Genomic DNA, 13,968 nt, shown 5'->3' with positions numbered 1-13,968 from the left:
CTTTACTTCTCATAAATATTCGCACTTAAATGTTGAAAACTCGGCCACAGAGCCTTGACCATAAGCATACAAACCAATAATAACACCCGTAAAGCCACCGGCCACCTCGGAGGAAAGATATTTCGTTTGTGCTGTTCCCAAGAGTGTTTCCTTGCCGTCCGTGCGAAGAAGGAACGTATAGCGATCGTTCGTTGCCTTAATAATCAACGTAGCATGATTGCCGCTTCCCAGCTCCGCTGCGTTTTCGATGGATTTGATATCCCCGATATTAAGACGCTCAATCACCTCGTATCCGTTCGTACCTTTGCGAACAGCCAGATCATAATGATGATGTTCATCCATATAGATGGTGATGCCGGCTTCTCCGTCGCCATTCGTAAGCTTTATATCGCATGAGATAACCGCGTTAAAGTCTCTTTGACGGATCCCGATGAAGGTTGGCGAGTCCGGTTGATCCAGCGTGACCGCGGTTCCTGTTAACGTGAGCTTGTCTTGCTCCAGCAGATAGTTATGCGAATGCGGCAGGCGAAGATAACACCAATCCTTGTCCCATTCCGTATTTTCAAAGGTAAAGCTTTTTTTCTCAAACTGAACAAGGTCTCCGGGAATCTCAAAACTCGATGTGGTTGTCCCGTTATGCCCCGCGGTAAACCAGCCGTCCTCTCCAAAGGCAACCGGCGTAAGAAAAACTTCGCGGCCAAGATGATGATAGGTAAGCCATTTTCCAATTTGGCGGAAGCCAAGATGAAGCAGCCACCAGCTGCCGTTGTCGTCTTGGATAAGGTCACCGTGACCAACGGCCTGGATTTCGTAACCGCCCAGATTGCGATTCGTCAATACGGGGTTTAAGGGATACGCTTCGAATGGACCGCTGATTGAGTCTCCCCGGGCGTAAGTGACCATATGACCAAATTCCGTGCCGCCTTCTGCGGCCAGAAGATAATATTTACCGTTGATTTTGTACATATGCGGCGCCTCTAGATAACGTCCGCCCGTACCTTGCCAGATTGAACGGCTTGGCGTCAGCTTGCTGCCCGATTCCATGTCAATCTCACATTGCACGATGCCGCCAATGCCGTTATCGTCCGTCCCGTTGCTCATAAAGAAGGCTTTCCCGTTCTCAAAATACAAATCCGGATCGATTCCCCCCTGATCGACATAAACCGGCTCCGACCATTCCCCGTAGATATCGTCAGTCCATACATAGAAGTTTTGACGGGTTGTGTCATTGGTGGTGGTCATATAAAATCGTCCGTTGTTGTACCGTATGGTAGGCGCGAATACGCCGCCGGAGCTGTTCACCTTGTCAAGCCGGATCTGACTCTCTCTCGTTAAACAATGTCCGATTGGAGTCCAATTAATCAGATCCTTGCTTTCGAACAGCGGGACGCCCGGGAAATACTGCATGGAGCTGCATACCAGGTAATACGTATCGCCTGCTTTGCAGACGCTGGGGTCGGGGTAAAAGCCTTTAATGACCGGGTTAGTATACTTCATTACAATCACCTCATGATTAAATTCACATTTATGAGAATTAATATAGATATGCGTTCTGCTAAGGAAATTAAACACTAAGACAGAATGATATTCAATAGATTGAGGGTTGAATGTCAGCTTACTTTCAGTTAAATTAATATAAATGTGATTTCATTGAATGAGGCAAGGGGATTATAGGCATGATCAAAGCAAACGGGGAACCCCAATACATGGCATTATACGAAGCGCTGGCAAGCGAAGTCAGATGGATGATTATGAGCTTTCTTGCCGATCGCGAGATGAGCGTGAAGGAAATAGCGGAGAAGTTAGAGCTCAGCCCCTCCATCGTTACGATGCACATCCGAAAACTCGAGCTGGCCGAATTAATCGGGAGCCGCAGGGTGCGAAGAAATGGAGGGACTCACAAAATGTGCTTCCTCAAACAAAAACAGATCGAGATTGAGCTGCCTAGAGCGAGAAGCAGTGCGAGGATCAGAGAGCAGACGATCTCGGTTGGTCATTACACGGCCTTTGACGTTCATCCGACCTGCGGGCTTGGTACGCGGGAGAAGGAGATAGGGGTTTGGGATGATCCCCGCTATTTTCTGGATCCGGAGCGGGTACAAGCCTCGATTCTGTGGTTTGGGAAGGGGTATGTCGAATACAAGACGCCTAACTATTTGCATCCCGAACAAAGAGTCGAGGCCATCGAAATCTCGATGGAAATTGCATCTGAGGCGCCAGGGCTAAGCGATCGTTGGCCGTCGGATATTACATTTACGTTTAACGGCATCTCTCTTGGCGCTTGGACAAGCCCGGCCGATTTCGGAAGAGCCGCCCGCGGCAGATATACACCGAAGTGGTGGCATCGGAACGTCAATCAATACGGCTTATTAAAGACGATCCGCATCGACGACTCGGGAACCTATATGGATGGAGAACGGATGTCGGATGTGACCGCTGCGGAGCTTAACATGAGATATCCGTTTTGGACGCTTCGTTTTGCGGTGGAAGAGCAAGCTGCCCATATAGGCGGATTAACGCTGTATGGTTCCGGATTCGGCAATCATGACCAGGATATTGTCATCCGCGCGTATCTTAGTGACGACATATGAGAAAAGGAGCAGACTATTTCATTCGTCTGCTCCTGCTGTATTTAGATATCAAGTTTGCGGTTGCCCAGCCATTTCACCATCTCGGGATCGCGGTGGGAGAAGAACAAGCTTTGTTTGGTATCGAGCGAAAGAATCGAGTCCATATCCTCTTGGCTTAATTCAAAATCAAAGATAGTAAAGTTTTCAATGATTCTTTCCTTGCGAACGGACTTTGGAATGACAACCACTTCTCTTTGCGTCAACCAGCGCAATACCACCTGGGCAACGGATTTTTGATGCTTCTCAGCAAGGGAAAGCAGTACGTCATTTTGGAACAGGTCGTTTTTCCCTTCGGCAAAAGGCGCCCAGGATTCGATCTGAACTTTATTCTCTTTCATAAATGCCGCATTAGCGATTTGCTGTTGGAATGGATGGGTTTCAACCTGGTTTACGGCAGGAGCGATTTCATTATGGATAATCAAATCGATCAGTCGGTCTTCATGGAAGTTACTGGCGCCAATTGCCCGGACTTTTCCTTCCCGGTACAATTCCTCCATCGCGCGCCAAGAGCCATACACATCGCCATACGGTTGATGGATCAAATACAAATCCAAATAATCGAGCTGCAATCTTTTTAATGATTTTTCAAAAGCTTCTTTGGTGCGTTCATAACCCGTATCCTGAACCCAAAGCTTCGTTGTTACAAATAATTCTTCTCTAGTTACGCCGCTGCGTTTGATTGCCCGGCCAACGGCTTCTTCATTGAGATAAGAAGCGGCGGTATCAATCAGCCGGTAGCCTGCCATAATAGCGTCATAGACGCTTTGTTCACATTCATTCAGATCGGTCATCTGAAAAACACCAAAGCCAAGGATAGGCATCTCTACGCCGTTATTTAGCCTTATTTTTTGCATTTTAGATCCTCCTATTATTTCGACTCTTTTTATTATGATTCACAGGAAAGGGCAACCGTTATCCCGATCATGCCAAATGATTGCCTAATCCTCTCAATAGCTCTTAAGTAACCGCTGCAAATGAATTATAATGACGATACAGAAATGACGGAACTCAGGGGGAAACAAATGTCTGGCAAAATCGCTAGAAAACAGAGTGAGCTTGTAGAAATCATCAAGCGTTATGCAGTTGAGGACGGAGTTCACGGAACTGCTGTTCCTTCCTTGTTTTTCATGCGCCGTTCGAATGTGACGGGACCTACCCACGGAGTATACAAGCCTTCCTTTTGCATGATATTGCAAGGAGGAAAGGAGGTCTGGCTGTCGCAAGATCGATTTAAGTATAATCCTGCCGATTACTTGGTGGCATCCGTTCATTTGCCGGTTACCACCCAGATTACGAAAGCCACTCCTGAACTTCCCTATTTTGGTTTGAAGCTCGAATTTTCACCAAGTCAAATCTTAAAGGTCATGCACGACTCTAAAATTCGGGTTAGCCCGAAAGAAAATACAAAACGAGCGATGTATGTCAGCCGTATCGAATCCCCTTTACTGGATGCAGTCATCCGTTTAGCAGGTTTGCTAGATCATCCCGAAGATATTCCCATGCTTGCTCCCCTGTACACGGAGGAAATTCTCTATAGGGTGCTGCAAGGCGAGAATGGAGATATTTTAAAGGGGATCGTGATGGAAGAGAGCTCTATACAACAAATTAGAGATGTTATCGAGCATATCATGAAGCATTTCAGCCATGCTTGCCGGATTGAAGAGCTTGCGGACATAGCGAATATGAGCGTATCCACGTTTCATCGGCATTTTAAAGAAGTAACGGCCATGAGTCCTATTCAGTTTCAAAAGCAAATGAGACTGCAGGAAGCACGGCGTCTATTATTAACCGAGTCCGCAGATGCCTCTGACGTTGCCTTCCGGGTAGGTTATGAAAGCACGTCCCAATTCAGCCGGGAATATTCCAGGATGTACGGATTCCCGCCTATCCAGGATATAAAGCGTCTTAAAGTATAATAGGCGACAAATACTTTCAAGCAGCCGTGCGAGCGGCTGTTTTTTTATGGCCATAGATGTCGAGAGGATTAGGCAATGATTTGGGATCAATGGGATAACGGTCGCTTCTACCCATACAGCATAATTAGAATGAACTAGCGAAAGGAGTTGTCCGGTTTTACTATGTATGCACGTGTAAAAAGAATGTTTGCAATCAAGGGGTTTACTATTTTTGTCATTTGCGTTCTAATGATCGGCATCGGAATTTCGATTACCTTGCCCTACTTGGCTCTCTACTGTACAGAGGATTTGGGAATGAGCGCGGGAGCCTTTGGCGCATTGACGGCTGTCAGTTCATTAAGCGGCGTTGCGGCAAACTCCTTCATTGGTAAACGGTCGGATCGCAAATGGGACCGCAAATGGATCATTATGCTGGCAACCGTTTCATCAGCGCTGGGTTATACATCATATGCAGTGTTTGACAACTATTATATTTTGCTTATTTTGGTTAGTTTTTTTAGTGGTTTAGGCGCTGCTGCAATGCCGCAAATTTATGCCTACGCGCAGGAATCGGCAAATGAAAGCCAGTACGACGACAAGACGTTTGCGATGTCCGCTTTACGCTCGCTTGTGTCGCTTGGATTTCTGGTGGGACCGTTGGTGTCCTGCCTCAAAAGAGAGCGGTTCAAAAACAGAAACCAGGCGGTGCCGGTGCGAATTCCCATAATCGTAAGCTGATTTGGTATCCAATGATTGCGTTTGTCTTTCTATTCGCGGTTAATGCGGTCAACGGGATCGTCACGCCATTGTTAACGAGCTCGATGGAACGCATACTGACGTTGGCCTGGTAGTTAGCATTTGTGCCGGTTTAGAGATTCCCATTATGATTGTTCTAGGTGCATGGGGCAGAAAGCTGTCTAATCACGCCTTGATGATTTGCGCCTGTTGTATTGCGTTTCTGTACAACATTATCGTAAGTTTCTCCACGGATTCTTGGCAGCTTATCGCTGCACAGCTTTTGCAGGCGGTGTTTGTGGCCATTGTGATGGGCAACGGTCTAAGCTATTTCTCGGAGCTGCTTCCGCATTCACCGGGAATGTCCTCGACGATTTATTATAATGGGTCCATCATTGGCAGGTTGATTGGGAATTTAGGCGGCGGGATCATTGCTCAGTACGCGGGTTTCCGCGATGTTTATTGGGTATGTATCATCATGGTTGTCTTATCGTTTGCAATTTTATGGAGGATTAGACCCCAAAAGCATGGGGAAGCGGTCAGCAGCAGTTCAAGGTTGTAGGGGATACGGTTTGGATGACTTTTAACTAATATTGACGCAAGCAAAAAACGACAAGAATCTATTGGTTCTTGTCGTTTCTTTTTGCGAAGAGATCGTCTTAAGCCTTGGGAGGATTCGCAAAATACTCTCGCGTCTCTTTACGGGACTCCGGGGTTAGTACGCGATCAAGCTCCTCGTTCAACCAAGTAAGCGTCTTCTTGCGCAAGCTATTTCGCATGCTCTCTTCTGCTTCGAGCATGGTCAAATTAATAACACAGGGAGTTGCAGCGGTGCATTTCAAAAAGTCTTCATCGCGACGGCATAAATAGGAATTGTTTTTAACGTTCTTGCATTGAAAAACGGGACGGGCCCCTTCAATAGCTTCCACAACATCCCAGAACGATATTTCGGCAGGTGGCTTGGCCAATTTATAGCCGCCTTTGACACCCGGTACAGAGCTTACAATACCGGCTTTGGTTAGTTTGCCAAAAAATTTCGATAGATAAGTCTCCGAAACGCCTTGAAACGCAGCAAGCTCTTTAATGCCAATAGTAGCATCGGGCGGAATATCGATTAAGTAGACCAAGCAATGAAGGCTATATTCGACGCCAATACTATACTGCATGCAAAGACCTACTTTCTAAATAAAAGTTATTATTAAACATCTTAGGTCGATTAATATACCTTGTCAAATAGAGTGCTTGAATTTTTCCAGTTCGAGGAATATTGAATTTGGGTTGACAGTCATGAAACAAAGGGGTATATTGTGGACATACCTAATCGACGATAAATGTTGTCGACGTTAAGAGGTGAAGGCAAATTACAATTCGAAGGAAATTCGCATGAAGAGGAGTTAAAGCAGAAAGAGAAAAACATCAAGGAGGTTTCATCTATGTCAGTCATTTTATATGTAACCGCACATCCGCTTGATAGCGGCGCTTCCCATAGCTTGTCTGTAGGCCAACATTTCATAGAAGCTTACAGCAAAGCAAATCCTAATGATGAGGTTATTCATCTGGATCTTTATCATACGGACGTTCCTCAACTGGATACAGATGTGTTAACAGGCTGGGATCAGTTGAAAAACGGCCGTTCCTTTGACCAATTTAGCTCTGGAACGCAAGCCAAAGTAGCTCGTTTGAATGAACTTGTCGATCAGTTTCTCGCTGCCGATAAAATCATCATCGTTAACCCGGTATGGAATTTCTTGTTCCCGCCGGTATTGAAGGCGTACATTGACGCGATTTGCGTTCCGGGCAAGACGGTTAATTACACGCCGGAAGGTATTATTGGCCTTGCTACTGACAAAAAACTGCTCCATATCCAGGCTTCCGGCAGCATGCTTTCCAAGGGCGGCTTGGAATTCAGCCATAAATACTTGTCGACAGTCGCTCAGTTCATCGGAATACCTTCGATTGAATTGATTTACGCCGAAGGAACGGGATCGCAGGATCAAGCACCTGCCATTAAAGAGAAGGCGATTCAGGAAGCGTATGAATTAGCCGGCAGCTTCTAAAGATTCTGTAATGAAATGCATCATACTTGTGCTGGCTGGCGCATGCAGCTTTGGATTGTTAGGTACTTTTGTGAAGAAAGCCTATGAGTCTGGTTACAAGGTTGGCGATGTGGTCGGAAGCCAAAATCTATTTGGCGTCATGATTTTGTGGATGCTGGTATTTTTGACCGTAAAATCAAGCAAGCAGGCGCAAACGTTAGTCGTTACAAAGCGTCAAATTGTATCGCTGATGGCCGTAGGCACGACGACAGGCTTAACCGGAATGTTTTATTATGCGGCGCTCCAATATATTTCCGTTTCATTAGCGATTATCTTATTGTTTCAATTTACGTGGATGGGCATACTTTTGGAAGCCGTTGCTGCACGCAGACGTCCCGACAAAGAAAAGGTCATTTCGCTCGTCATCTTATTTGGCGGGATTATCGTGGCTAGCGGTTATCTGGACGATGGCAGCCAAACCGTTTCCTTAAAAGGCATTATTCTTGGCTTGTTATCGGCAGTTACCTATACGCTCTTCATTTGGTTTAGCGGCAGAACAGCCAAACAGGTCGTTCCGATTACGCGACGTGCCATTATGTTGTCCGGCTCCTTTATTCTGGCCATGTTCGTGTTCCCTCCCTATTTTCTTATTAATGGTTCTTTGCAAGAAGCGCTGCTGCCGTGGGCGCTGCTGCTGGCTCTCTTTGGTGTCGTTATTCCGCCGTTGCTATACGCAATAGGCGTACCGCGTATCGGTGGAGGACTAGCGACCATCCTGAGCGCAGCCGAGCTGCCAACAGCCGTCATTATGTCATTCATCGTGCTGAACGAATCCGTGAGCTGGATGCAATGGATAGGCGTGGGGATCACGATATGCGGAATTGCTCTTCCCGAGCTCATGAAGCGAAAGACGCAAGGCATATCGCTTAATTTATAAATGAATTTAAAACACGAAGGAGTGTATGTAAGATGGAAATGCGATTGGATTATATGAAGGTACAACCGGAAGCTTTTCAAACCCTGTTGAAATTGGAAGGCTATGTGAAGAAGAGCGGCCTTGACGACAGTCTGCTGGAGCTTATCAAAGTCCGGGCATCGCAAATCAACGGGTGCGCCTTCTGTCTTGATATGCATACGAAAGACGCGCTTGCCATGGGCGAGACTACGCAGCGGTTGTTCCTGCTTAACGCATGGCGGGAAGCTCCATTCTATACGGATGCAGAGCGTGCTGCGCTTGCCTTAACCGAGGCTGTAACGAAAATCTCGGATGCCGGCGTGCCGCAGGAATTGTACGAGCAGGTTCGCAAGCATTATGACGAAGGCCAATATGTTAATTTGATAATGGCTATTAACGCGATCAACAGCTGGAACCGGATAGCGATCTCAACGAGTATGGTGCCTGGGGGCTACAAGCCTACAATTCGCAAGTAACACGGTTATACGGACAAAGAAAAAGATAACTCACTAAATCAACCCAAACAAAAGGAGTGCATGAACGATGGAAATGCGATTGGATTATATGAAGGTACAACCGGAAGCTTTTCAGACCTTATTGAAATTAGAAGGGTATGTGAAGAAGAGCGGACTTGACCAAACACTGTTGGAACTGATGAAAATTCGTGCTTCGCAAATTAACGGCTGTGCGTTCTGTATTGACATGCATACGAAAGACGCGCTTGCCATGGGCGAGACTACGCAGCGGTTGTTCCTGCTTAACGCATGGCGGGAAGCTCCATTCTATACGGAAGCGGAGCGTGCTGCGCTTGCCTTAACCGAGGCTGTAACGAAAATCTCGGATGCCGGCGTGCCGCAGGAACTGTATGAGCAGGTTCGCAAGCATTATGACGAAGGTCAATATGTTAATTTGATTATGGCCATTAACGCGATCAACAGCTGGAACCGCATGGCGATCTCAACGGGCATGGTGCCTGGAGAATATCAGCCGGCTGTCCGCAAGTAATTAATCAAGATTTTAATAAAAAGGATGCCCTCATTATTGGTGATTCATTAAACACCGATATAAAAGGCGGGCTACTGTCGGGAATTGATACCTGCTGAGTCAACCGGAAGGGGCTGGAGCGTTCTGCAGAAATTCCTAGTACGTATACGATAACCAGCCTTTATGAATTGCTTGAAATTTGTGCCCCTATAAAATAAGCAAAGCTGTCGAGAAATTCTCGACAGCTTTTTTTGTCAAATCTTACTCGTTCACCTGCAAAGCCTGTTTCCGGCCTGCTTGCCGCCTTGCCGGCAGCAAGCTGAGTAACGTCACGGCCAAAGCCGCGGTCACAAATACGACTGATCCCAGCATAGAGTCCGATATGGCGTGAGCAAATTGCAGGTTTGATGGTTGACCCGTATCGCCTGATCCATTAAATACGGTGATCAAAACAGCCAAACCTAATGAGGCGCCGCTTTGATGCGCGACATTAATCAGCCCGGAGGCTGCCCCGGAATTTTGCGGCTCCACACCGGTAAGACCCATTGCGGTGAGCGGCTGGAATACCATTCCCGCCCCAATGCCCATAATGGCAAGGAGGATGAACATCTCCGGAAAGAAGTGACTTTGTACAGAGATGATTCGGCTTAACCATAGCGTACCGATGATCGCAATCAGCAAGCCGGTCAGCAGCACTTTTACATTGCCAAAACGGCGTATGAGCCCCTGCATCAAGTACATCATTCCGAACTGGGCAACCGTAAATGGCAGGAAGGCTAGACCCGCTTCAAAAGAGCTGAAGCCAAGGGCATTTTGCAAATATTGAGGGATAAAGAAAAAGAGCGAGAAATTCCCTCCTACCATAAGGAACCGTCCAAGGTAAGCTCCTGACCGCTGGCGATTCGCGAACAGACGGAGCGGGATAATCGGTTCAGCCGCCCGAGCTTCAATAAAGACAAATGCCGTTAACAGAATAATCCCGGCTGCCAATGGAATCCAGGTTGCGGTCGCATCCCAGCCTTGATCTGCAGCTTGAACAAATCCATAGACCAATGACGTCATCCCAATGACAGAAGTGAGCGCGCCTCCCAGATCAAACCGTCCGGTTCGCATATCTGTCCTTTGAATAAACTTTTGAACCAGGTACAGCAAAGCGATTCCGATGGGCACATTAATAAACATGCCAAGGCGCCAGGAAATATAATCGGTGAAAAATCCGCCGATAATGAGACCGATGCTGCCCCCGGCAGCCGAAACGGCGCTGTACATGGCGATTGCTCTCGAACGTTCCTTGGCCTCTACGAAGGTTGCTGACAGCAAAGCCAGCGCGGCAGGTGTTGCAAGTGCAGCCGCAAAGCCTTGGAGGGCTCGGGAGATAAGCAAAAATTCGGCATTTGGCGCAATGCCCGCTAGAAGAGAGGTCAGCGAAAATAATCCGATGCCGATCGCAAGCATTCTTCTTCGTCCCAGCAGATCCCCTGCCCGGGCACCGAGCAGCAGGAATCCGCCAAATGCCAACACATAGCTGTTCTGTACCCAAGTCAGGCTGGTTGTAGACATATGGAGGGAACGGCCGATTTCGGGTATTGCGGTTACCATTATGGATGAATCAAGCACAACAATAAGCTGGCATGCGATGATAATGGTTAGAATGATCCATTTGGACTGATGCATGCGGGCATCTTCCTTTCCGCGTTTCAAGATTGAGTTCCTGAAAGCTATTATGAATGGAATCGGCTTCGGGAAGTAGATCGTTCCTGCTTAAAAATTGCCTAAAGCTGCAAGAAGAGCGTTGTATCCCTTTGCAAGCTAATGGATTGCTTATATAATTTAGACAACAGACGGGAGGGATTAAGGCATGCCTGAACAAAAAATCGATCCCCGCACGCCAAACGGGAAAAGCGTTACTATTCATAAGAAAGTACTGGACCAACTCATTGCAATGACAGAACGGATTACCATGACTGAAGGACGTACGACAACCATCGTGCCGTTCTTGTCCATAGTTAGACGCCATCATGATACGATGCGGAGTGCGGGAGTATTAACTCCTTCTTTTTGTCTGATCCTTCAAGGAGCGAAGAGACTGTACCTAGGTCAAGACGTATACAATTACGAAGCGGGTGATTATCTGGCATCCTTAATTGATATCCCGGCTTCCGCTCAGATTGTGGGAGCAACCGAAGATTCGCCGTATATCGGACTGCGGATTGACTTTACGACGCAAGAAATCGCTTCTGTTGTTGTGGAAGCTGAAATTAATACAGAGCCAAAAGAGAGAAGTCTGAGTACGGCAGCCTTTATCGGCAAATCGGATTCGGAGCTGTTGGATATCTTTTACCGATTAATGAAGCTGATCGATAAGCCAAAAGAGGCCCGGTTCATGTCCGAGCTGCTCAAGAGAGAAATGATATTTAACCTTCTTTCAGGCGATTTTGGACACTTGTTTATGCAGAAGGCGCTCTTTGATCAAAGAGCGGATGGAGTTGGCAAGGCCATCCTATGGATCCAGGAGAATTATACCCGTTCCTTTACCGTTGAGGAGCTCGCCAAGTCCTGCAACATGAGCACTTCGGGGCTTCATCACAAGTTCAAAGCCATCACCACGATGGGGCCGTTGCAATATCAAAAGCAGCTTCGACTTCAAGAAGCGAGACGCCTGATGCTGAGCGGTCCCGTTGGAGCAACAACAGCAGCATTGACGGTAGGCTATGAAAGCCCGTCGCAATTCAACCGGGAATACCGCAGGCTGTTCGGTCAGCCTCCGTTGCAGGATATTAAAGCGATGCGCCAAACTTCGGGTGCTTTGGGCTTCGAAATCAGTTAAGCGAAGAGGAGAAGACGTCTGCGATTTAGCGAGAATAATAAGAGCAAAAGGGACATCCGAAGATGTCCCTTTTTTGATTTCTTTTTAGCCGCCGCTTATGATGCCGTACAGCTTCTCCATATCCAGATGCGCTCGTACATGATCGGCTAATCGGTCAAAGGCTTCAAGCTGCCTGCTGCGGAACGGCAAAATTTCTTCAAGGGCTGCTAGCCCCTTCTGTTTGCGAACCATATTCAAATACTGTCTGCGGAAGGCATCGTTATGAAAGATTCCGTGAATGTAAGTTCCGAAGATACGGCCATCCTCCGAAATCGCTCCTTCAGATTGACCATTAATGGTTAACAGGGGATGAACCTGCTCGAGCGGGGTAGTCTGTCCCATATGAATCTCGTAGCCTTCTATGGCAATTCCCTGCATGGCTGGCCAGTCGGGATGCGCGCACGCGACGGTTCCGCTGACCCGTTCGGTCCGCTTCTCGGTATAAAACGTCGTTGCTAGCGGAAGATAGCCTAGTCCGTCTGCTTCTCCATGCTGGGATTCAACCTGCCGAGGATCATGCAGCTTGCGTCCCAGCATCTGATAGCCGCCGCAAATCCCGGCAAGCAAGCTGCCCTCCGCGACCCGCTTGGCGATAGCCTTTGCCATGCCGGACTGCTCGAGAAAGAGCAGGTCGTCAAGGGTGTTTTTCGAGCCCGGAATGAGGATGACGTCCGGTTGTCCCAGCTGATCCACGCTTGCTGCGTATCGAAGCGAGACATCCGGCTCCGCCTGCAGCGGATCAAAGTCGGTGAAGTTCGAGATGCGAGGCAGCCGGATAACGGCTATATCAATCTCTCTATCACCGTTATCTTCTTGTGCCTGCTGCTTGTCCAGCACGACGGAGTCTTCCGCTTCGATATCAAGCCTCGGCAGATACGGGATAACGCCCAGAACCGGAATGCCCGTGCGTTCCTCCAGCCAATCCAGTCCGGACTGCAGAAGGCTGATATCGCCGCGGAATTTATTGATAATGAAACCTTGTACCCGGCTTCGCTCGTCTTCTTCCAGCAGCTCTAGCGTACCTACAATAGAAGCAAAGGCACCGCCTCTGTCAATGTCCGCGACAAGCAGGACGGGGGCATCGGCCCATTTGGCCATCCGCATGTTCACGATATCCCGATCTTTGAGATTAATCTCGGCCGGGCTGCCTGCTCCCTCCAGCACGATGAGATCATATTCTGCGCGAAGCCGCTCCAGCGAATCCGTCACGATGCCTTCGGCTAGCGGGATATATTCTTCCCGGTAGCGCCATGCGCTCATCTCCTCCAAAGGTTTGCCGTGTACGACGATTTGGGCTTTCATCTCGCCGGTCGGCTTGATTAGAATCGGGTTCATATCGGTCGTGGCCGCAATCCCGCAGGCCTCTGCCTGCACGCCTTGCGCTCTGCCAATCTCCTTGCCGTCCAGTGTTACGTATGAGTTAAGCGCCATATTTTGAGACTTGTAAGGCGCCGTCTTATATCCATCCTGTACGAAAATTCGGCATAAAGCCGTTGTCAGCACGCTTTTTCCAACATCCGAAGCCGTTCCTTGCACCATAATAGTGGCTGCCCGTTTCAAGCTTATACCTCCTAATATTGCCTTTTGTATGATTTCAATATAAACCAAGACTATGGAGGGCTGTCAAAGTTTATTGGCGATTCGTTGGAGAATGACTAAATAGATATATTGAATATAAATAATATGGATGATATACTATTTATAAATAAAGCGCTTACACATTCAGGCACATTAGCATGATTGTGGAGCGCTTTATTTTGTTATTTTGCATCTGCATCCGTAAACCAAGGGGGAAGGAAGGTGGTAGGAAAGACCGCGTAAAGGTTGGCAACCGGTAAGGCTTATCGTTGTATAAGCGAACCATTCA

Annotated in this window: 15 protein-coding genes; 10 read left to right on the top strand and 5 right to left on the bottom strand. The window is 47.7% G+C overall.

The annotated features are described in order from the left end of the window. Nucleotides 1-9 precede the first annotated feature (9 nt). Nucleotides 10-1,497: a glycoside hydrolase family 43 protein gene (locus tag M3194_RS01820; RefSeq protein ID WP_251651315.1), complete on the bottom strand. Its 1,488-nt coding sequence runs from the start codon at nt 1,495-1,497 to the stop codon at nt 10-12. Nucleotides 1,498-1,676: 179 nt separating this feature from the next. On the opposite strand from M3194_RS01820, the gene M3194_RS01815 reads away from it, so the two are divergent. Continuing rightward, nucleotides 1,677-2,591, top strand: a complete 915-nt coding sequence (locus tag M3194_RS01815) for an ArsR/SmtB family transcription factor (RefSeq protein ID WP_251651314.1) — start codon at nt 1,677-1,679, stop codon at nt 2,589-2,591. Nucleotides 2,592-2,632: 41 nt separating this feature from the next. Here M3194_RS01815 and M3194_RS01810 read toward each other — a convergent pair whose 3' ends face one another. Beyond that, a complete protein-coding gene (locus M3194_RS01810) occupies nt 2,633-3,484 on the bottom strand; it encodes an aldo/keto reductase (protein ID WP_251651313.1) in 852 nt (283 codons plus the stop codon). Nucleotides 3,485-3,652: 168 nt separating this feature from the next. Here M3194_RS01810 and M3194_RS01805 point away from each other — a divergent pair, with 168 nt between their 5' ends. The 3 genes from M3194_RS01805 to M3194_RS01795 all read left to right on the top strand — a co-directional run bounded on the left by M3194_RS01805 (nt 3,653) and on the right by M3194_RS01795 (nt 5,822). After that, on the top strand, nt 3,653-4,546 hold the full coding sequence (locus M3194_RS01805; protein ID WP_251652090.1) for an AraC family transcriptional regulator: 894 nt from the start codon (nt 3,653-3,655) through the stop codon (nt 4,544-4,546). A gap of 183 nt (nt 4,547-4,729) precedes the next feature. Beyond that, complete coding sequence (locus M3194_RS01800; RefSeq protein WP_251651312.1) at nt 4,730-5,263, top strand: MFS transporter; 534 nt, start codon at nt 4,730-4,732, stop codon at nt 5,261-5,263. A 67-nt stretch (nt 5,264-5,330) separates the two neighbouring features. After that, nucleotides 5,331-5,822 carry an MFS transporter gene (locus M3194_RS01795; protein WP_311289634.1) on the top strand — a complete coding sequence of 164 codons (492 nt, stop codon included), beginning with the start codon at nt 5,331-5,333 and terminating at the stop codon, nt 5,820-5,822. Nucleotides 5,823-5,919: 97 nt separating this feature from the next. Here the strand turns inward: M3194_RS01795 and M3194_RS01790 are convergent, their stop codons facing one another. Next, on the bottom strand, nt 5,920-6,426 hold the full coding sequence (locus M3194_RS01790) for an Rrf2 family transcriptional regulator (protein ID WP_251651311.1): 507 nt from the start codon (nt 6,424-6,426) through the stop codon (nt 5,920-5,922). A 267-nt stretch (nt 6,427-6,693) separates the two neighbouring features. On the opposite strand from M3194_RS01790, the gene M3194_RS01785 reads away from it, so the two are divergent. From M3194_RS01785 to M3194_RS31175, 5 genes are all read left to right on the top strand, one after another. After that, entirely contained in the window at nt 6,694-7,317 is a 624-nt protein-coding gene (locus M3194_RS01785) for an FMN-dependent NADH-azoreductase (protein WP_251651310.1), read from the top strand. 10 nt (nt 7,318-7,327) lie between these two features. Further along, a complete protein-coding gene (locus M3194_RS01780) occupies nt 7,328-8,233 on the top strand; it encodes an EamA family transporter (protein ID WP_251651309.1) in 906 nt (301 codons plus the stop codon). 32 nt (nt 8,234-8,265) lie between these two features. Continuing rightward, a complete protein-coding gene (locus M3194_RS01775) occupies nt 8,266-8,727 on the top strand; it encodes a carboxymuconolactone decarboxylase family protein (RefSeq protein ID WP_251651308.1) in 462 nt (153 codons plus the stop codon). A 67-nt stretch (nt 8,728-8,794) separates the two neighbouring features. Beyond that, entirely contained in the window at nt 8,795-9,256 is a 462-nt protein-coding gene (locus tag M3194_RS01770; protein ID WP_251651307.1) for a carboxymuconolactone decarboxylase family protein, read from the top strand. Further along, on the top strand, nt 9,190-9,354 hold the full coding sequence (locus tag M3194_RS31175) for an HAD hydrolase-like protein (RefSeq protein ID WP_285889102.1): 165 nt from the start codon (nt 9,190-9,192) through the stop codon (nt 9,352-9,354). Before M3194_RS01770 ends, M3194_RS31175 begins: the two co-directional genes overlap by 67 nt. 142 nt (nt 9,355-9,496) lie before the next feature. Here the strand turns inward: M3194_RS31175 and M3194_RS01760 are convergent, their stop codons facing one another. After that, the gene (locus M3194_RS01760) at nt 9,497-10,936 is read right to left on the bottom strand and encodes an MFS transporter (protein WP_251651306.1); all 1,440 of its coding nucleotides are present in this window, start codon (nt 10,934-10,936) and stop codon (nt 9,497-9,499) included. A 157-nt stretch (nt 10,937-11,093) separates the two neighbouring features. On the opposite strand from M3194_RS01760, the gene M3194_RS01755 reads away from it, so the two are divergent. Beyond that, a complete protein-coding gene (locus tag M3194_RS01755; protein WP_251651305.1) occupies nt 11,094-12,062 on the top strand; it encodes an AraC family transcriptional regulator in 969 nt (322 codons plus the stop codon). An 84-nt stretch (nt 12,063-12,146) separates the two neighbouring features. Here the strand turns inward: M3194_RS01755 and M3194_RS01750 are convergent, their stop codons facing one another. After that, on the bottom strand, nt 12,147-13,661 hold the full coding sequence (locus M3194_RS01750; protein WP_251651304.1) for a cobyric acid synthase: 1,515 nt from the start codon (nt 13,659-13,661) through the stop codon (nt 12,147-12,149). Nucleotides 13,662-13,968: the final 307 nt, after the last annotated feature.

The organism is Paenibacillus glycanilyticus, assembly GCF_023715145.1.
Lineage (GTDB): Bacteria > Bacillota > Bacilli > Paenibacillales > Paenibacillaceae > Pristimantibacillus > Pristimantibacillus glycanilyticus_A.
This window is presented reverse-complemented; position numbering and strand designations above follow the sequence as displayed.